Genomic DNA, 18,273 nt, shown 5'->3' on the forward strand with positions numbered 1-18,273 from the left:
AAAAGCAGTAAGTGTAAAATCCTTACTGCTATCTCATCATATATTGATGATAAGTTCAACAGGACAATGGTCGGAACCCATGACGTCCGCTGATATGCTGGCATCTTCAATCTGTTCCTTAAGGCTTTCAGAAACAACAAAATAATCAATCCGCCATCCAATATTTCTGTCCCGGGCGCCGGCACGATACGACCACCAGGAATAAGCGCCTTCAAGATCAGGATAAACATGACGAAAAGAATCAACAAAGCCAGCTTCTAAGAAACGAGTGAATGCCTCTCTTTCTTGATCTGAAAATCCAGCGTTATTCCGGTTCGCCTTTGGATTTTTCAAGTCAATCTCCTGATGGGCTACATTCAAATCACCGCATAAAATCACTGGTTTTTTCTGATCCAATTCAAGAATATAAGACAGTAAAGCCTCTTCCCATTGCATGCGGTAATCAATCCGCTCTAATCCCCTTCTGGAATTGGGCGTGTAAACAGTCATCACAAACACGTTTTCAAATTCCAGCGTAATCACTCTGCCTTCTTGGTCATGCTCTTCTACTCCGATACCGTAGATGACCTGCAGCGGTTCTTGCTTAGAAAAAACAGCTGTGCCGGAATATCCTTTTTTCACTGCATAATTCCAGTACACATGATAGTCTTCAGGCTGGAGATCAACCTGGCCGTCCTGTATCTTCGTTTCCTGAAGACATATAATATCTGCATCCTCTTCTTTCAAATAAGAGAGGAAATCCATTTTTCTCATCACAGCCCGCAGGCCGTTTACATTCCATGAAATCAACTTCATGTTTCATCCTCCCCCCTATAAAAAAGAGCAAGAACCCGAAGGTCCTTGCTCTTTACATATCAGCTTACTCACCGCTTACGTATGGAAGTAAAGCCATTTGACGTGCGCGTTTGATCGCTGCAGTCAATTTACGTTGGTATTTAGCGTTTGTTCCAGTTACACGACGTGGTAAAATTTTACCGCGCTCAGAAACAAACTTTTTAAGAAGATCTACATCTTTGTAGTCGATGTGCGTGATACCGTTAGAAGTGAAATAACACACTTTACGGCGTTTCGCACGACCGCCTCTGCGTCCTCCTGCCATTGTCATTTCCCTCCTTTCTTTTTCATTTTAGGCGATAATCACATTAGAATGGAAGATCATCATCCGAGATGTCAATCGGTTTGCCGTCGTTGGCAAATGGGTCATCATTAAAGCTGTTCCCCTGATTGCGTCTCTGGTTGTTTTGATTTCCCCCAAATGGATTATCATTTTGGCCTCCGCCAAAGTACTGGCCTCCGCCGCTGTTTCCTTCGTTGTATCCACCTGAACCAGAACCGCCGCCGTTTTTCGGCTCAAGAAATTGAACACTTTCAGCTTGGACCTCTGTCACGAAGACACGCTGTCCTTGCTGGTTTTCATAGTTTCTTGTTTGTAAACGGCCATCTACGCCTGCAAGGCTTCCTTTTTTCAAGAAGTTTGCAACGTTTTCGGCTTGTCTTCTCCAAGTGACACAATTAATGAAATCGGCCTCACGTTCTCCGGACTGGTTCGTAAATGTACGATTCACAGCAAGAGTAAACGTAGCAACAGCCGCACCGTTTGGCGTATAACGAAGCTCTGGGTCTTTTGTCAGTCTTCCGACTAATACAACTCGGTTAAGCATAAGAAAGACCACCTTTTACCATTATATATTTCAAAATTGCTTATTCTTCTTCTTTAACAACAATGTGGCGAATGATATCGTCACTGATCTTAGCTAGACGGTCAAATTCTTGAACTGCCGCAGCGTCAGATTGAACGTTTACGATTTGGTAGAAACCGTCGCGGAAATCGTTGATTTCGTAAGCAAGACGACGTTTACCCCAATCCTTTGTTCCAGTGATCTCCGCACCGTTAGAAGTCAGAACGTTGTTGAAACGCTCGATAACTGCTTTTTTAGACTCTTCGTCAATGTTTGGGCGGATAATGTACATAACTTCGTACTTTCTCATCTGTTTGCACCTCCTTTTGGACTAAGCGGCCCATAATGGGCAAGGAGCAATAATTCTATTACTCACAATTTTATATTATACCAAAGCTCTTGTCCCTTTACAACTGCATCCTATACATTAAATCGGAAATGAATAACATCTCCGTCTTGGACCACATATTCTTTCCCTTCAAGGCGGACTTTTCCTGCCTCTTTAGCTCCTGCCATACCGCCGCCCGCAAGAAGATCCTCATAAGCAACTGTCTCAGCACGAATGAAGCCCCGCTCAAAGTCACTATGAATAATTCCTGCACACTCAGGGGCTTTCATGCCTTTTTTGAATGTCCAAGCTCTGACTTCCTGTTCTCCGGCTGTGAAATATGTTGCGAGGCCGAGAAGAGAGTAAGACGCTTTGATCAGCTGATCAAGACCTGATTCTTGAATGCCCAGCTCTTCCAAGAACATTTGCTTTTCTTCGCCTTCAAGCTCAGCGATTTCAGATTCGATTTTTGCACACACAACGATAACTTCTGCGTTTTCGCCGGCAGCGTACTCGCGAATCTTCGCTACATTTTCATTGCCAGATGGATCAGCAACTTCATCTTCACTTACGTTGGCCACGTACAAAATAGGCTTCGAAGTCAGTAAATGGAGCTGCTTCACAAGCTTTTGCTGCTCTTCAGTGAATTCTACAGATCGAGCAGGCTTTTCACTCTCAAACGCTTCTTTCAGTTTAGATAAAATCTCAAACTCAAATACAGCGTCTTTATCTTTTTGCTTCGCAAGCTTGCTGACGCGTGTAATCCGCTTTTCAACTGTTTCCATATCAGCGAGGATCAGCTCAAGGTTGATCGTTTCAATGTCATCAATCGGATCAACCTTTCCGGAAACGTGTGTAATGTTGTCATCGGAAAAAGCACGGACAACGTGGCAAATCGCGTCAACTTGGCGAATATGAGATAGGAACTTGTTGCCGAGTCCTTCTCCTTTAGATGCGCCCTTTACAATCCCTGCAATATCAGTGAATTCAAAAGCAGTCGGCACAGTCTTCTTCGGGTTGACCAGCTCAGTCAGCTTTTGCAGACGATCATCCGGCACCTCTACAATTCCCACGTTCGGATCAATTGTACAGAACGGGTAGTTGGCTGATTCGGCACCGGCCTGTGTAATTGCGTTAAATAGTGTTGATTTTCCGACGTTCGGCAAACCAACAATTCCAGCTGTTAAAGCCATTCTTTCATCTCCTCTATATAAAACCGTCATTGTATGAACGTATTTTGAACCTAGAGCAATTATAAGGAGGTTCACTGGAAAAGACAAGCTGACAAAAAAGCATTTTCAGCTTGCCAATCCCTTTGATTATGCTTTTTTCAAGCCTACTAAACAGTCAAAAAGCGTACTTCCCATTCCATTATCAGAATTTGTATCATTTGTCAGTGCATTGACTGACCCTCCAAAAGCCGCCCACATGCCTTCATCTATATTAATCGTCTTCGCATGAGCCTGCTTCATCACTTTCACCTTGCCCTTCATGCTTCCGCGGTCATTAAAGATGACAACTTCGTCTCCATCCTGAAGATCCTGCCCAGCCGCTATATCTGGAGAAATATCGACCTGAACGTGCTGAAGCTTTTCAATAAACGGCACATGCTGTGAATGATTGGAACGCTGCGGATGAATGGATAAGAGCGTATAAGGGTACTTTCCAGCTAACTCCTCATTATGGAAAACAGATTCTTCGGGCACATTTAATTGAAGCGAGCCGCTAAATCCTTTTTGCTCAGCTAGCGACGAAGTAAATTCAAATTTTCCACTCGGCGTCAAAAACTGATAATCATCCCACGGCACCTGTTTTACTGGAAGAGGGAGGTGGCCTTTTTCTTTTAAACGCTCAAGTGTCACATCCTCTGCTTCCAATGAAGAAAGCCCCATCTCTAAAAATTCTTGAGTGCTGTATTCAAACAGCTCGCCAAACCCAAGACGTTTTGCAAGCTCTGACCAGATCCAGCTGTCCGATTTCGCTTCACCCTGCGGCTCCACAAGCTTCTTCCCGTACTGAACATAATGATGATACATACTGGAATAGTAGATATCTTCTTCTTCAAAAACAGTGGCAGTCGGCAAAACATAATCACACAGCTCTGCGGTATCCGTCATAATGGAATCAATCGCGACCGTCATTGGAACCTTTTCAAATGCTTGTCTCACCTTATTTGTATTCGGCACCTGAGTCAGCGGATTTCCGCACGTCACAATAATCATCTCAATCGCAGGATCAGCAGCGGTCAACACTTCTTCAGCCTGTGTCATCATTGAAAAAGAACGGGATGTTGTTTTTAATTCCGGCAGCGTCAGCTTTGTTTTTGCAAAGCTCTCACCAATCTGGACATTTCCGAAATTCGCGCCGCCGCCCTTAATTCCGACATTTCCGCTTGCCGCCACAAGTGCATCAATCCAACGAATCGTTCCCCCGCCGTTTTTATATCGCTGCATGCCAAGCCCCATAAAAGTAGACACCGGACCATCAGCATACAAACCTGCCAAATACTCCAGCTCCTCCATAGAAGTTTCTGTTTTCACAATAAACTCTTCCAGAGAAACGGTCTTCAAAAGCTCTTTCACATCATCAAAACCGACAGAATGCTCAGAAATAAACGTTTCATCCGTTCTTCCCATCTCAATCAGAACCTTCAAAACGGCTGCCGCAAGCCAGCCGTCCATTCCAGGCTTTACAGAGATATAGCGGTCGGCAAGCTTAGCAGTCGGGTTGAAGATCGGATCAATCACCGTAATCGTGGCGCCCTTCTTTTTCACCTGCTGCAAGTGATGGTATAAGTGCATATTTGTTCTTGATACATTTCTTCCCCACACAACAACATGCTTGCTGTTGTAAATATCAAGCGGTCCGTGACCGTACGAACGGCCAAAATCCCAGCTTTGCGCCTCGATACCGGAGCCCCAGCATATGCTTCCGACGATTTCGGTCACGCCGCCATATCCATTAAAAAAACGCTGATCAAGCGCTTTTAACAGACCGTTATTCGCATAATCATGGCTGTGCAAAACAGCAGTCGTCTCCGACGTTTCCTTGATTTCCCGAAGTTTATCGGCAATTTCATCAAGTGCCTGCTCCCAAGAAATCCGCACAAACTCGCCATTTTGTTTTTTCATTGGATAGCGAAGCCGATCAGGCGAATTTGTTTTTGTCTCAAGCATTCTGCCGCGGCCGCAGATTTTACCTTCCGTAATCGGATGGTTTGGATCTCCGTCCACTTTTGTTACCTTTCCATCATCAACAGTCACCAAAAAGCCGCAGCTGTCCCAACAATTCAGCGGACATGCCGACTGATGCACTTTGCTCATCGCCGTCTTCTCCTTACCTTCTATATGAAAAAGCATGAGTGTCGGCCTATTTATGAAGTAGGCTCCTCATGCTTGACTAGTACTTTTTTTAGTTTTCTTTCAAATTCTCTTCTCGGAATCATAACACTGTGAGAGCATCCCTCACACTTAATTCGAATATCCATTCCCATGCGTATAATTTTCCAGCTGTTCGCTCCGCATGGATGCGGTTTTTTCATTTCTACGATATCATTCAGGCCAAAGTCTTTATCCGCCAAGACCCTTCACCTCTTTTCCTAAACTGCTGTATCTATTGTACAAAAAAACTGATCATAAGAGCAATCAAGATACCCGAAAAGAAATACATCCTCTTATTTCCATTTACTCAAAATAGGATATAAGAGCAGACAAACTAACAAATACAAATTGAGCATCCCATATATCGGATACAAGAACGCGATCAAATCAGAAAATCCGAAAGAAGTAAAAGGTACCATTAACACTAACAAAATCAACACAATCATCCATCTCGGCATATGAATAAACGCCATCAGCCGGCTGGACAAACCCAGCAAACCAGCTACCGTCGTCGTGTAAATCGCCAGGCACAGCACCGCCGTCATACATAAAAAAAGGAAATAAGGCGCACCCTCCAGAACGGCAAACAGCGGTATTTCAAACTGAGAAAGGGAGCCCGCCAGCTCCACCAACGTTTCATTATAAACAAATGAGATCACGCCAAAAATAAGACCGCTTGCCACACTTGCGATTTTTGCTTCTCCGAGCCCTTTCATCTCTTTCCCAACAGAGGATAAAATCGCAACAACTGAAAGGATGTTTAAAGAGGTAAACGTAATGCTCGCAGGCCAGTTATACTGCTGGGACAAATCAATCGTCCACGTATGGTGATGTGTGCTCTGAAAGGAGATCAGCGCATATAAAAGCCCCGCTACTAACACAGGAATCAAAATACTATTTATAGATAATATTCCTTTCACATCCCACAAAAACAAGCACACTGTCACGATGCAAATCAGCGTGATTCCCCACCAGAAAGGAAGCTTGTACATTTGCAGGGTCACACCGCCTCCGGCAATCATCACCATAGTCGTCGAAAACAAATAAAAAATGATGAGGACATCATAAATTTTCGCCAGCCATGGCCCCATTAAATGCTCCAGAACCGGCAGAAAATGAGTGGATTGAACCTTAAAACTGATTTTCATCACAATATAAGACGAGAAAATGAACATAATTGTAAACAGCACAATAGCAAGTCCGCTTTCCGCCCCAAAAAACTGCCATATCTCCTGACCGCTCGCATATCCGGCCCCGATCAGGCTCCCTAATATGAGCAGCATCCACTTCATTCCGGCTCTCCACAACACTATCACCTCATAGACAAAGTTCAGCTTGTTCCCGTTATTGTTACTATATAAATAAAGGAAAGCAAACATGCCATATTTTCATAGACATTTGAACACAAGCTGAAATTATCATACGAAATACACATAAAAAAGACTGCTAATACGGCAGTCTAAAAAGAGATATTTATTTGTTTGTCCGCGGAATGAAGAAGTGAACTTCACTCTTCACTTTTTTCTAACCATTCCTACCTATTCAAGTGTTTCATAAGCAGACCATTGCTTGATCATGATCGAGGCAATGGGGGACAATACTTGTAATCGCCCACTAACCATTCATATCATGCCCTCTACTTTTTTAAAATCTCTGGTGCCATACACAAAGCATAAAAAATCATACTGCTGGATATACTGTAAACAACCTTACATAACTACACACACCATAGCAATTCTGTTACCTACTATAACAAGGAAGTGAAACCCATGAATCGAAAAGGCGGGCTTTTTTCTTCTCAGGAACGAGTAAAGCAATATGTTTCACATACAGATGCTGCAGCGGCAAAACAAATCCAAACCATCCTTTCTTCATCCTTACGTAAAGCTGCTGGCAAACCAATTGTCGTGGTTTGTATCGGAACAGACCGTTCAACCGGTGACTCATTAGGCCCGCTCGTAGGAATGAAACTCAAACAGATGCAGCTCACCAGATTCCATGTCTACGGAACCTTATCTGACCCCGTCCATGCTGTGAACATGAAGGATAAAATCAATGACATTCATAAATTACATAAAAACCCATTTGTTATAGCAGTCGATGCATGCTTAGGCCGCGTTAAGAGTGTGGGTTCATTTCAAATCGGGGACGGGCCATTAAAGCCCGGAGCCGGTGTACAAAAAGACCTTCCTGAAGTGGGAGATCTTCATATTAACGGAATCGTGAATGTGAGCGGTTTTATGGAATATTTTGTATTGCAAAATACTAGACTCAACTTGGTCATGAATATGGCAAATGTTCTAGCGGAAGGTTTGAGTTTAACAGATCGGACAGAGTGGAGGCAAGAACGCCTTAACCCGCTACAAAGGCTCACTGGGCGCATATAAATGAAAAAACCATCTTCGTTTGAAAGATGGTTTTTTCATTTATGATTCTCTTTCAGACAAAAGCTCTAAAATCCGGTCAAGGTCTTCATTAGAGAAAAATTCAATTTCGATTTTGCCTTTTTTCTTCTGTCTTTTAATATTAACTGTTGTTCCAAAATAATTTTGGAGATAGGATTCTCGTTCTTTTAGAACCGCATCTTTCACAGGTTCTTTTTTCTTTGTTTCACGTGGAACATTCTGATTTAACTGCTGAATCAGCTGCTCAAGCTGGCGAACATTGAGCTGCTCCGCAATCACTTTTTGTACCAGCGGTTCAAGCTTATTTTTGTTTTTTAAGCCAAGAAGCGTGCGTCCATGTCCCATAGAAAGCGTACCTTCGGCAATAAGCTGCTGAATATTTTCTGGCAGTGTCAGCAGTCTTAAATGATTCGCAATATGCGGTCTGCTTTTCCCAAGACGTTTGGCAAGCTGCTCTTGTGTGAGATCTAAGTGTTTCAACAAGGAATCATATGCCTGAGCCTCTTCAAGCGGAGATAAATCTTCACGCTGAAGGTTTTCTAATAAAGCAATTTCCCTCATTAACGCCTCTGATAATTCACGGACAATGGCCGGAACTGTATCTAAACCTGCCAGCTTTGCCGCTCGAAAACGCCGTTCACCCGCAACAATATCATAGCCTTTTAAAGATTTTCTGACGATAAGCGGCTGAAGAATGCCATGCTGCAACACAGATTCTTTTAGTTCAGCTAATGCCTCGTCATCAAAGTGTTTTCTTGGCTGATAAGGATTAGGGCGTAAATCGGCAATTTTAATTTCTTCAACTGTCTCTTCAGACAAATCTACCTGATTAAATAACGCATTAATCCCTTTTCCAAGGCCTTTAGCCATTCGCAGCCACTTCCTTTGCTAAATCTAAATATACTTCCGCACCTCTTGACCGCGGATCGTATAAAATGATGGGTTTTCCGTGACTCGGTGCCTCACTCAGACGGACATTACGCGGAATAACTGTCTTATATACTTTATCCCTAAAATACTTTTTAACCTCTTCAATCACTTGAATGCCAAGGTTTGTCCGGGCATCAAGCATTGTCAGCAATACACCTTCAATCATTAAATCAGTATTCAAATGCTTTTGCACAAGACGTACTGTATTTAATAACTGGCTGAGACCCTCCAAGGCATAATATTCGCACTGTACAGGAATCACAACGGAATCCGAGGCTGTAAGGGCGTTAATCGTCAGCAAGCCCAATGACGGCGGACAATCAATGATAATATAATCATAATTTTGCTTTACTGCTTCAAGCGCTCTCTTCAATCTCACTTCTCTTGATATTGTAGGAACCAGCTCGATCTCAGCCCCTGCAAGCTGAATCGTCGCAGGAATCACATCCAAGTTCTCTACTGTCGTTGCTTTAATAATATCTATTACATCTGCATCATCTACTAAAATATCGTACACACACTGCTCTACATCGGCTTTTTCAATCCCTAATCCGCTTGTCGCATTTCCCTGCGGATCAATATCTACCAGCAGAACCCTTTTCCCTATGTAAGCCAAACATGCCCCAAGGTTGACAGACGTCGTTGTTTTGCCGACCCCGCCTTTTTGGTTCGTAATTGCTATGATTTTTCCCACGATGTCACCTACTTTCACATGAACATGTACTATCTTGCTTCTATTCTATCAAAAAAAGATTAAAGCGTTTCATTTTTTTCATCATTTTGTTCCGAATCAGAAGGGAAATAATTGAAAATTCAAGCACGCTTTATGCTTTCTCTTATAAATTCTGCAATTTCTATGTTTTTTTGACTTAAAAAAGGAATTTCTTAAAGAAAAAAAGAAGAAGTCACAGTACAGAACGTGGAAACAGGATGGTGAGAAAATGATTTATCAAACGAAGAGAGATGTACCCGTTACGCTGATGATTGTGTTTCTCATATTACTGATACAAGCAGATGCCATTGTTCCTTTTGTGCTGGGAAATATGAGAGTTTCCGGCTGGATCATTTTTATTCTGCTGACTCTTTTAAATGGACTCATCATTTGGAGCTTTATTGACCTGAAATATGTATTGAAAGAACACCATCTGATCATTAAAGCCGGATTGATCAAACATCAAATTCCTTATGAAAACATCGATAAAGTCGTTCAAAAAAAGAAACTGTGGTCCGGTTTTCGTCTGATCGGCTCTCGCCATGCCATCACAATATATTATCAGGGGGGATGGGGACATGCAGTGATTTCACCGCAAAAATCTGAAGAATTTATCCACAAGCTCAAAGAAAAGAATTCTAATATAATAATATTCACTAAAAGTAAGTGATTACCTTTTATTAAAAATATAAAAAGCTCTCCTGCTTTTCAGGAGAGCTTCTATTTTGGTATGCGAATCGTTAATTGAATATATTCTTCAAATTCTTCTTCTTCCGTATTCAATTTTACACCGCTGTCTTCCACCATTGATAGTGACTGGCGAATCGTGTTCATCGCAATTCTTGTATCTCTGCTGAATGCTTTGCGTCTCGGCTTTGGCTTTCTCTGGCCTTGCTCCAGCATTTTCACCACGCGGTCTTCTGTCTGCTTTACATTTAAACTTTTCTCAATAATCTCTGTGAGCAGTGTGACTTGGAGCTCAGGCTGTTTCAGCGGAATCAGTGCTCTGGCATGGCGCTCGGTGATTTTCTTCTCCATAATCGCCTCTTGGACCGGCTGAGGCAGCTTTAATAACCGAAGCTTATTCGCGATTGTAGACTGCCCTTTTCCTAAGCGCTGTGCGAGTGCCTCCTGTGTTAAATCATGCAGCTCAAGCAGCCTAGCATAAGCATGCGCTTCCTCAATAGAAGACAGTTCTTCCCGCTGCAAGTTTTCGATTAACGCCACAGAAGCGGTTTCCGTGTCGGAAAAATCCTTAATAATTGCCGGAATCTTTTCCCACTCAAGCGATTGCACCGCTCTCCAGCGTCTTTCACCTGCAATGAGTTCGTATTGGCCTTCTTCTTCTGTATGCCTAACAACAATCGGCTGAATAATGCCGTGTGTATGAATGGTCATTGCTAACTCTTTGATTTTTTCATCTGAGAAAATGGTGCGTGGCTGAAAACGGTTGGGAACGATAGCATTTACCGGTATTTCCAGAATCTCTTCTTTGTTTGTATCATGTTCAGCAATCTCCGGCTCCTGTTCCTTCTCACCAAGCCCGAAGAAACGAGAGAATGAATGCTTCATGTACCTACACCACCTTTAAAAACTGCCATTTTTATAATTCTATTTTCTCATGGTTTTTCCTGCTGTACATCCATCAATTTTGATGAAAATATGATGGTATTGTCATATCAGGCTGTCTAAATTACCCTTCAATTGGCGATTTATTAGGAGTTCCCGGTTTTCTTGGATACTTCTTAGGTGTATTTTTTATTTTGCGTATCACCATAATATTACGATCGCTTTCTTCAATAGGCAGCTTAAAAGAATGGATATTCTCAAGTTCTCCTCCAAGCGTCGTGATTGCTTTTTTGCCTGCATTCAGTTCTTCTTCAGCTGATGCGGCTTTTAAAGCAACAAATAAACCGTTTTTCTTCACCAGAGGCAAGCAAAGCTCACTCAAAACAGATAATCTCGCAACTGCTCGCGCTGTCACAATATCATAGCTTTCACGCACGTCTTTCCGTTGCCCGAACGTTTCAGCTCTATCATGGCAGAATGTTGTATTCTCCAATTGCAAAGCCTCAGATAACTTTTCTAAAAACGTGATCCGTTTATTCAGTGAATCCACGATTGTGACATTGAGGTGCGGAAAGCATATTTTTATCGGCAGACTTGGAAAACCCGCTCCCGCTCCGACATCACAAATCGTGTTCACCTGATTGAAGTCGACATAAAAAGCAGCTGTAATGGAATCATAAAAATGCTTTAAATACACTTCTTTTTTCTCTGTTATTGAAGTCAGATTGATTTTTTCGTTCCATTCAACCAGCATGTCGTAATACAGCTCAAATTGCTCCAGCTGACGGGGAGAAAGGGAGATCCCTTTTTCCGCCAAACCAGAAGTGAATTCTTCAATATTCATGCCGTCATCCTTTCTATTCGGCTATCTTCGCAATGCGTCCCTGCTCTAAATACACCAATAGAATTGAAATGTCCGCCGGGTTTACACCGGAAATGCGGGAAGCTTGGGCAACAGACAAAGGCCGTACATTTTTCAGTTTTTGACGCGCCTCGGTCGCAATCCCCTTGATTGCGTCATAATCAATTCGATCTGGAATTTTTTTATTTTCCATCTTCTTCAGTTTTTCCACTTGCTGAAGAGATTTTTCAATATATCCTTCATATTTCACTTGGATTTCTACTTGTTCTGCCACGTCTTGAGGAACTGGCACTTCTGGCGGCGCCAGTTTTGTGACTGTTTCATAGTTCATTTCAGGACGCTTCATCAAGTCTGTGCCGCGAACTCCATCTTTCAATTCGCTTCCGCCAAGAGAACGGATATATTCTTGATTTTCCGGAGACGGCTTGATAATTACAGAATGAAGACGTTTTTTCTCCGCCTCGATCGCCGCTTTTTTCTTCTCAAAAGCCACATAGCGCTCATCAGAAATCAATCCAATGCGGTGTCCGATTTCTGTCAGACGCAAATCAGCATTGTCATGGCGAAGCAGCAATCTGTATTCCGCACGTGATGTCAAAAGACGATATGGCTCATTGGTACCTTTTGTCACAAGGTCATCAATCAGAACACCAATATAGGCGTCAGAACGGCTTAAAATCACTTCTTCTTTTCCAAGCGCTTTTCGTCCTGCATTGATTCCCGCCATAATCCCTTGTCCCGCAGCTTCTTCATAACCGGAAGTTCCGTTAATTTGACCTGCAGTGTAAAGGTTTGTGATTTTTTTTGTTTCAAGTGTCGGCCAGAGCTGTGTCGGTACGATTGCATCATACTCGATCGCATAGCCGGCTCTCATCATTTGCACGTTTTCAAGTCCAGGAATCGTTGCAAGCATTCTTTGCTGTACGTCTTCTGGAAGACTTGTAGATAAACCTTGGACATAGACTTCCTGTGTATTTCTGCCTTCCGGCTCAAGGAAGATTTGGTGACGCGGTTTATCATTAAATCGTACAACTTTATCTTCAATGGACGGGCAATATCTTGGGCCTGTACCTTTGATCATACCGGAATACATCGGTGAACGGTGCAGGTTGCTGTCAATAATCTCGTGTGTCTCAGGGCTTGTATATGTCAGCCAGCAAGGGAGCTGATCTGTGATATATTCCACTGTTTCATATGAGAAAGCGCGAGGCACATCGTCACCAGGCTGAATTTCCGTTTTGCTGTAATCAATCGTGTCGCTTTTAACGCGAGGCGGCGTACCTGTTTTAAAACGAACAAGGTCAAAACCGAGTTCCTCCAAATGCTCAGAAAGCTTAATAGAAGGCTGCTGGTTATTCGGGCCGCTTGAGTAAGACAGATCGCCAAGAATGATACGTCCTCTTAAATATGTCCCTGTCGTCATGACAACTGCTTTCGCACGATAATGTGCGCCTGTTTGTGTAATAACGCCTCGGCATTCGCCGTCTTCAACGATCAGCCGCTCCACAATTCCTTGCAGCAATGTTAAGTTTGGTTCTTTTTCAAGTGTATTTTTCATTTCGTGCTGATATTGGAATTTGTCTGCTTGCGCACGCAATGCACGAACCGCAGGACCTTTTCCTGTATTCAGCATTCTCATTTGAATATGTGTTTTATCGATGTTTCTTCCCATTTCTCCGCCGAGCGCGTCAATTTCGCGGACGACAATCCCTTTTGCGGGGCCGCCGACAGACGGATTACATGGCATAAATGCAACCATATCTAGGTTGATGGTCAAGACAAGCGTTTTGGCGCCTTGGCGTGCAGATGCGAGGGCAGCCTCAACACCGGCATGCCCGGCGCCAATCACAATCACATCGTATTGGCCTGCTTCATACCCCATGATTCTAGTTCCTCCTTTAATTATTTTCCTAAACAGAATTGAGAAAAGAGCTGATCAATTAAGCTTTCGTGGACAGAATCTCCAATGATTTCCCCTAAAAGCTCCCAGCATCTTGTAAGGTCAATTTGCACCATGTCGATCGGGACATCCTGTTCGATGCCGCTAAGCGCATCTTCAATGGCGCGTTTTGCTTGCTGTAAGATAGAGATGTGACGTGTGTTGCTGACATAAGTCAGATCACCGCTTTCAATGGCACCCGTGTAGAACAATGATTGAATCGCTTCTTCCAGATCATTGATGCCTTCCTCTTTTAAAAGAGATGTCGTAACAACTGGACGTCCATTGGCAAGCTCACGGACACGTTCAGTGTCAATCTTCGCCTCAAGGTCAGTCTTATTCAAAATCACGATAACATCCATGCCCTCAACGGCTTCAAAAAGCTTCACGTCTTCTTCAGAAAGCTCTTCACTATAATTAAGCACAAGTAAAATCAGGTCCGCTTCCTTTAGGACCTGGCGAGAACGTTCAACACCGATTCGCTCAACAATATCCTCTGTTTCACGAATACCTGCTGTATCAACCAGACGAAGCGGGACGCCCCTTACATTCACGTATTCCTCAATCACATCCCGTGTCGTTCCGGGAATATCGGTTACGATGGCTTTTGCCTCATGAACGAGGCTGTTCAGAAGAGATGATTTTCCTACGTTTGGCCGGCCGATAATGACGGTAGAAAGACCTTCACGCAAGATTTTTCCTTGCTCAGAAGTCCTCAGCAGCGCCTCAATTTCCTTTTTCACGGCGGTTGCCTTTTCGACTAAAATCTGATGCGTCATTTCCTCTACATCATCATACTCCGGATAATCGATATTCACCTCAACATGGGCCAGTGTTTCTAAAATCTCACTGCGCAAACGGCGCACCAAAGCAGAAAGACGCCCTTCCATTTGATTCATAGCAACGTTCATTGCCCGGTCCGTTTTCGCTCTAATTAAGTCCATAACCGCTTCCGCCTGTGAAAGATCGATACGCCCGTTTAAAAACGCACGTTTCGTAAATTCGCCAGGCTCTGCCAGTCTCGCTCCCTCTCTCAATGCGAGCTGAAGCACTTGGTTCACAGTCACAATTCCCCCGTGACAGTTTATCTCGATAACATCTTCCCGTGTAAAAGTTCTCGGCGCTTTTAACACTGATACCATTACTTCCTCAACGACACGATCCGAAGGTCTGTCTACGATATGACCATAATGAATCGTATGTGATTCGACCGAGCTGAGTGTTTTCCCCTTCGGTCCCTTATAAATTTTATCTGCGATTTGAATGGCTTCTGGTCCGCTCAACCGTACAATCGCAATCGCACCTTCTCCCATCGGTGTGGAAATTGCCGCAATTGTATCCATGTTGTTCACCTCTCTTTACTTATACTTCATCTATATAAAAAAATTTTTATTATGCCAAAACTAAAAGATAACATAGTTTGGTTCGAAGTGGAAGATTTGTTATCCACAGAAATAGAAATTCGTCCCTTATTACTTTAACTTATCCACATGTGAATAACAATTAATTTTATTTCCTGAACTTCCTTTTTATCAACAGGATACACCTAAAAAGAAAAAACTTAAACGGCAAAACCTTGATATTACTAGGAAAAGTGGATTTTTCGGATACAAAAAAACCGAAATCCAATTTTTATCGGACTTCGGTTTTATGCTATCTTTTATGGGAAATAACGAGATGACGATTTTCGCCCTCTCCCATTGAATATGTTTTGATCTGGTGGTTTGCATATCCAGAAAGAGTATCGTGAATAATTTTTCTTTCGCTGGACGGCATAGGCTCAAGCTGGATGGATTTTTTCGTTTTCAAAACCTGGTCAGCAAGCTTGATGGCCAGCTGGCTCAGTGTTTCTTTTCTTTTCAAACGATAGTTTTCTGCATCCACCGTCACATTTTTATATTGGCCTGGATAACGGTTAAGGGCAAGCTGTGTCAAAGTTTCAAGGGCATTTAAGGTTTGTCCTCTTTTCCCAATTAACAATGCTGCCTTTTCACCTGTTATATGATATCTCACTGTCTTTTTGCTTTCTTGAACAGTCACATCAGACTTCCCGGCAATGGCTTCGGCAATCGTTTGAAGATATAACTTCGCTTGCTGAATCGGATCAATCTTTTCAACCAGCTTTACGATCGCAGGCTTTTTACCGAAAATACCGAGAAACCCTTTGTTTCCCTCTTCAATAACAGTAATTTCTACCTTATCCTTCGTTAATCCCAACTCTTGCAATCCGGACTGTACTGCTTCATCGACATTTCGCCCTGCAGCAGTCACATTCCTCACTTTTTCTTTCCTCCGGCTTTTTGCGGCTCAGGATTTTTTTTAATATCAGGTCCTTTAATGAGGAAAGTTTGCGCAATCATAAACAAGTTACCAACTACCCAATAAAGAGAAAGAGCCGCCGGGAAGTTGATCGCAAATACGATAATCATAATTGGCATAATCCAAAGCATCATCGCCATTTGCGGATTTTGCTGCGCATTGCCAGCCATCATCAGTTTTTGCTGAACAAATGTAGCGACACCGGCAACGATAGGAAGAATATAGTAAGGATCTTTTTCTCCTAAGTCAAACCATAAGAAGCTATGCTCTGAAATCGCCTGGGTTCTCATGATCGCATGATAGAATCCAATTAAAATCGGCATCTGGATCAAAATCGGGAAACATCCCGCCAATGGATTGACACCATGCTTTTGGAATAAAGCCATTGTTTCCTGTTGAAGCTTTTGCTGCGTTTTTTGATCCTTTGAGCTGTATTTTTCTTTAAGCTTTTGCATTTCAGGCTGTAAAGCCTGCATCGCTTTCGAACTTCTCAGCTGCTTAATCATCAGCGGTAAAATTAATAAACGAATTAAAATGGTAACTAGAATAATTGAAAGCCCGTAGTTATCTCCCGTCAATTTCGCTACATACGTAATGAGCTCAGACAATGGATATACTACGTACTTGTCCCAGAAATGCGGACTATCTGCAGTGATCGGCTCTTTCACACTCGAGCATCCAGCCAAAAGCATGAATACGCCAACCATACTTAATAGCAACCCTATTCTCCTTTTCAACAACATTTCCTCCTATAATTAATCTTTACACTCTTTTATTGCAAAGCATACTTGTATGTATTTTAGCATCTTTCAGTTTTAAATGGTGTCTTTTTCTGATCAACCAGAAAGGAAGCGCTTTTAAAAGTTGTAAGAAAGCAGTGGTGATGCCTACTTTGACGAAGATTTCTTATATAATGAAGACTTTCTGAATAGATGCTGCAGACTTTTTTTCGTTTCCTCATATGTCAGCTGGCTCGCCGGTTTTCTGGCAATAATGATGTAATCCTTTTCCTTCAGTCTCTCTTTCTCTTCAAGAAAGGCCTGCCGAATCAAACGTTTGATCCGATTTCGCATCACAGCATTGCCAATTTTTTTGCTGACGGAAAGCCCGACACGCAGTTCATCATTTTCAGGCTGATCAAGCGTATATAAGACAAACTGGCGGTTTGCAACTGATGTCCCATGTTTAAACACTTTTTGAAAATCTTCATTTTTCTTTAAACGATTTCGCTTCTTCAAATGACTCACTCCGATACTGGCTGGCAGAAACTTTTAAAATTTATTATGAACATGAGATGCATCTGAACCAGGAAGCATGCCCCGGTTCATTACGCATCACATCTATCTTTTCCCATAACGTGAAAAAAGACCACTGACATTATTCAGTGGCCTAAGCTGATAATACTTTTCTGCCTTTGCGGCGACGGCGTGCTAAAACTAGACGACCGTTTTTTGAACTCATACGGCTTCTGAAGCCATGAACTTTGCTGCGTTTACGGTTATTCGGTTGGAATGTTCTTTTCATTTATGACACCTCCCTCGAGGAATAGCTGTTAAAGACAGTCTTACTTATTATATTTGCGTTACCTATTCATTGTCAACTTCACTAGTGCTTTTATTTCTTGCAACCATAATAGGATACCATACCTTTTCAACTTTCGAAACCTTATTTTTTAGATTCCTTAATTTTACGGAAAAAAGACAAATTCAAACAATTTGCCCCTAAAATCACGCATGTGGATATCTTTTTCGGCTTTTTTTAGTATCCACAGAGGTTATCGACAACATTTTCACATTACCAACCCCTGTGGACAAGGTTTTTTCAACAGGTTGTCCGCTTTGTGGATAAGATTGTGACAACCATTGCAAGCTCTCGTTTATTTTGGTATTATATTTGTGTTTTAACTCTTGATTACTAATCCTACCTTTCCTCTTTATCCACAAAGTGTGGATAAGTTGTGGATTGATTTCACACAGCTTGTGTAGAAGGTTGTCCACAAGTTGTGAAATTTGTCGAAAAGCTATTTATCTACTATATTATATGTTTTCAACATTTAATGTGTACGAATGGTAAGCGCCATTTGCTCTTTTTTTGTGTTCTATAACAGAGAAAGACGCCATTTTCTAAGAAAAGGAGGGACGTGCCGGAAG

The 18,273-nt window shown here is 42.4% G+C and carries 20 protein-coding genes; 2 read left to right on the forward strand and 18 right to left on the reverse strand.

Annotated features, from left to right (window positions below; all coding sequences use genetic code 11):
- Nucleotides 1-36 precede the first annotated feature (36 nt).
- The 8 genes from xth to NST22_RS21470 form a co-directional block, all read right to left on the reverse strand.
- Nucleotides 37-795, reverse strand: a complete 759-nt coding sequence (gene xth, locus NST22_RS21435) for an exodeoxyribonuclease III (protein ID WP_003243194.1) — start codon at nt 793-795, stop codon at nt 37-39.
- Nucleotides 796-859: 64 nt separating this feature from the next.
- A complete protein-coding gene (rpsR, locus tag NST22_RS21440; RefSeq protein ID WP_003219224.1) occupies nt 860-1,099 on the reverse strand; it encodes a 30S ribosomal protein S18 in 240 nt (79 codons plus the stop codon).
- A gap of 43 nt (nt 1,100-1,142) precedes the next feature.
- Nucleotides 1,143-1,661 carry a single-stranded DNA-binding protein SsbA gene (ssbA, locus tag NST22_RS21445; RefSeq protein ID WP_003219228.1) on the reverse strand — a complete coding sequence of 173 codons (519 nt, stop codon included), beginning with the start codon at nt 1,659-1,661 and terminating at the stop codon, nt 1,143-1,145.
- A gap of 40 nt (nt 1,662-1,701) precedes the next feature.
- Nucleotides 1,702-1,989, reverse strand: coding sequence for a 30S ribosomal protein S6 (gene rpsF, locus NST22_RS21450; protein WP_003244064.1), 288 nt, complete (start codon nt 1,987-1,989; stop codon nt 1,702-1,704).
- Between the two features lie 110 nt (nt 1,990-2,099).
- Nucleotides 2,100-3,200, reverse strand: a complete 1,101-nt coding sequence (gene ychF / locus NST22_RS21455) for a redox-regulated ATPase YchF (RefSeq protein ID WP_003242727.1) — start codon at nt 3,198-3,200, stop codon at nt 2,100-2,102.
- Nucleotides 3,201-3,326: 126 nt separating this feature from the next.
- Nucleotides 3,327-5,330: a molybdopterin-dependent oxidoreductase gene (locus NST22_RS21460; protein ID WP_003244290.1), complete on the reverse strand. Its 2,004-nt coding sequence runs from the start codon at nt 5,328-5,330 to the stop codon at nt 3,327-3,329.
- Between the two features lie 50 nt (nt 5,331-5,380).
- Nucleotides 5,381-5,587 carry a DUF951 family protein gene (locus NST22_RS21465; protein WP_003226838.1) on the reverse strand — a complete coding sequence of 69 codons (207 nt, stop codon included), beginning with the start codon at nt 5,585-5,587 and terminating at the stop codon, nt 5,381-5,383.
- A 93-nt stretch (nt 5,588-5,680) separates the two neighbouring features.
- Nucleotides 5,681-6,697 carry a membrane protein gene (locus NST22_RS21470; RefSeq protein ID WP_010886647.1) on the reverse strand — a complete coding sequence of 339 codons (1,017 nt, stop codon included), beginning with the start codon at nt 6,695-6,697 and terminating at the stop codon, nt 5,681-5,683.
- A gap of 459 nt (nt 6,698-7,156) precedes the next feature.
- Between NST22_RS21470 and yyaC the strand changes: the two genes are divergently transcribed.
- Complete coding sequence (gene yyaC / locus NST22_RS21475) at nt 7,157-7,774, forward strand: spore protease YyaC (RefSeq protein WP_003243890.1); 618 nt, start codon at nt 7,157-7,159, stop codon at nt 7,772-7,774.
- A 39-nt stretch (nt 7,775-7,813) separates the two neighbouring features.
- Here the strand turns inward: yyaC and spo0J are convergent, their stop codons facing one another.
- Both spo0J and soj read right to left on the reverse strand, forming a co-directional pair.
- Nucleotides 7,814-8,662 carry a stage 0 sporulation protein Spo0J gene (spo0J, locus tag NST22_RS21480; protein WP_003226832.1) on the reverse strand — a complete coding sequence of 283 codons (849 nt, stop codon included), beginning with the start codon at nt 8,660-8,662 and terminating at the stop codon, nt 7,814-7,816.
- Entirely contained in the window at nt 8,655-9,416 is a 762-nt protein-coding gene (soj, locus tag NST22_RS21485; protein ID WP_003219244.1) for a sporulation initiation inhibitor protein Soj, read from the reverse strand. The genes spo0J and soj overlap by 8 nt, the downstream gene beginning before the upstream one ends.
- A gap of 247 nt (nt 9,417-9,663) precedes the next feature.
- Here soj and NST22_RS21490 point away from each other — a divergent pair, with 247 nt between their 5' ends.
- Entirely contained in the window at nt 9,664-10,104 is a 441-nt protein-coding gene (locus NST22_RS21490; RefSeq protein WP_019712630.1) for a PH domain-containing protein, read from the forward strand.
- Nucleotides 10,105-10,154: 50 nt separating this feature from the next.
- On the opposite strand, the gene noc is transcribed toward NST22_RS21490, so the two are convergent.
- The 8 genes from noc to rpmH form a co-directional block, all read right to left on the reverse strand.
- The gene (noc, locus tag NST22_RS21495) at nt 10,155-11,006 is read right to left on the reverse strand and encodes a nucleoid occlusion protein (protein ID WP_003226829.1); all 852 of its coding nucleotides are present in this window, start codon (nt 11,004-11,006) and stop codon (nt 10,155-10,157) included.
- Between the two features lie 121 nt (nt 11,007-11,127).
- Nucleotides 11,128-11,847 carry a 16S rRNA (guanine(527)-N(7))-methyltransferase RsmG gene (rsmG, locus tag NST22_RS21500; protein WP_015250777.1) on the reverse strand — a complete coding sequence of 240 codons (720 nt, stop codon included), beginning with the start codon at nt 11,845-11,847 and terminating at the stop codon, nt 11,128-11,130.
- A 13-nt stretch (nt 11,848-11,860) separates the two neighbouring features.
- Entirely contained in the window at nt 11,861-13,747 is a 1,887-nt protein-coding gene (mnmG, locus tag NST22_RS21505; RefSeq protein ID WP_032730266.1) for a tRNA uridine-5-carboxymethylaminomethyl(34) synthesis enzyme MnmG, read from the reverse strand.
- 20 nt (nt 13,748-13,767) lie between these two features.
- Complete coding sequence (gene mnmE / locus NST22_RS21510) at nt 13,768-15,147, reverse strand: tRNA uridine-5-carboxymethylaminomethyl(34) synthesis GTPase MnmE (RefSeq protein ID WP_014478576.1); 1,380 nt, start codon at nt 15,145-15,147, stop codon at nt 13,768-13,770.
- Nucleotides 15,148-15,457: 310 nt separating this feature from the next.
- Complete coding sequence (gene jag, locus NST22_RS21515) at nt 15,458-16,084, reverse strand: RNA-binding cell elongation regulator Jag/EloR (RefSeq protein WP_003243764.1); 627 nt, start codon at nt 16,082-16,084, stop codon at nt 15,458-15,460.
- Nucleotides 16,081-16,866, reverse strand: a complete 786-nt coding sequence (spoIIIJ, locus tag NST22_RS21520; RefSeq protein WP_010886648.1) for a YidC family membrane integrase SpoIIIJ — start codon at nt 16,864-16,866, stop codon at nt 16,081-16,083. Before spoIIIJ ends, jag begins: the two co-directional genes overlap by 4 nt.
- A gap of 144 nt (nt 16,867-17,010) precedes the next feature.
- Entirely contained in the window at nt 17,011-17,361 is a 351-nt protein-coding gene (gene rnpA, locus NST22_RS21525) for a ribonuclease P protein component (RefSeq protein ID WP_003242628.1), read from the reverse strand.
- Between the two features lie 151 nt (nt 17,362-17,512).
- Nucleotides 17,513-17,647 (reverse strand): 50S ribosomal protein L34, encoded by a 135-nt coding sequence (gene rpmH, locus NST22_RS21530; protein WP_003178075.1) that lies wholly within the window; start codon nt 17,645-17,647, stop codon nt 17,513-17,515.
- Between the last annotated feature and the right edge of the window lie 626 nt (nt 17,648-18,273).

Source organism: Bacillus sp. PS237 (genome assembly GCF_037963345.1).
GTDB lineage: Bacteria > Bacillota > Bacilli > Bacillales > Bacillaceae > Bacillus > Bacillus subtilis.

What these genes read in the sequence shown, in the direction of transcription:
- noc (WP_003226829.1), bottom strand. Translation starts at nt 11,006, where the DNA reads ATGAAGCATTCATTCTCTCGTTTCTTCGGGCTTGGTGAGAAGGAACAG.
- spoIIIJ (WP_010886648.1), bottom strand. Translation starts at nt 16,866, where the DNA reads ATGTTGTTGAAAAGGAGAATAGGGTTGCTATTAAGTATGGTTGGCGTA.
- NST22_RS21490 (WP_019712630.1), top strand. Translation starts at nt 9,664, where the DNA reads ATGATTTATCAAACGAAGAGAGATGTACCCGTTACGCTGATGATTGTG.
- spo0J (WP_003226832.1), bottom strand. Translation starts at nt 8,662, where the DNA reads ATGGCTAAAGGCCTTGGAAAAGGGATTAATGCGTTATTTAATCAGGTA.
- ychF (WP_003242727.1), bottom strand. Translation starts at nt 3,200, where the DNA reads ATGGCTTTAACAGCTGGAATTGTTGGTTTGCCGAACGTCGGAAAATCA.
- ssbA (WP_003219228.1), bottom strand. Translation starts at nt 1,661, where the DNA reads ATGCTTAACCGAGTTGTATTAGTCGGAAGACTGACAAAAGACCCAGAG.
- mnmG (WP_032730266.1), bottom strand. Translation starts at nt 13,747, where the DNA reads ATGGGGTATGAAGCAGGCCAATACGATGTGATTGTGATTGGCGCCGGG.
- mnmE (WP_014478576.1), bottom strand. Translation starts at nt 15,147, where the DNA reads ATGGATACAATTGCGGCAATTTCCACACCGATGGGAGAAGGTGCGATT.
- rpsR (WP_003219224.1), bottom strand. Translation starts at nt 1,099, where the DNA reads ATGGCAGGAGGACGCAGAGGCGGTCGTGCGAAACGCCGTAAAGTGTGT.
- rpsF (WP_003244064.1), bottom strand. Translation starts at nt 1,989, where the DNA reads ATGAGAAAGTACGAAGTTATGTACATTATCCGCCCAAACATTGACGAA.
- rpmH (WP_003178075.1), bottom strand. Translation starts at nt 17,647, where the DNA reads ATGAAAAGAACATTCCAACCGAATAACCGTAAACGCAGCAAAGTTCAT.
- NST22_RS21460 (WP_003244290.1), bottom strand. Translation starts at nt 5,330, where the DNA reads ATGAGCAAAGTGCATCAGTCGGCATGTCCGCTGAATTGTTGGGACAGC.
- yyaC (WP_003243890.1), top strand. Translation starts at nt 7,157, where the DNA reads ATGAATCGAAAAGGCGGGCTTTTTTCTTCTCAGGAACGAGTAAAGCAA.
- xth (WP_003243194.1), bottom strand. Translation starts at nt 795, where the DNA reads ATGAAGTTGATTTCATGGAATGTAAACGGCCTGCGGGCTGTGATGAGA.
- rsmG (WP_015250777.1), bottom strand. Translation starts at nt 11,847, where the DNA reads ATGAATATTGAAGAATTCACTTCTGGTTTGGCGGAAAAAGGGATCTCC.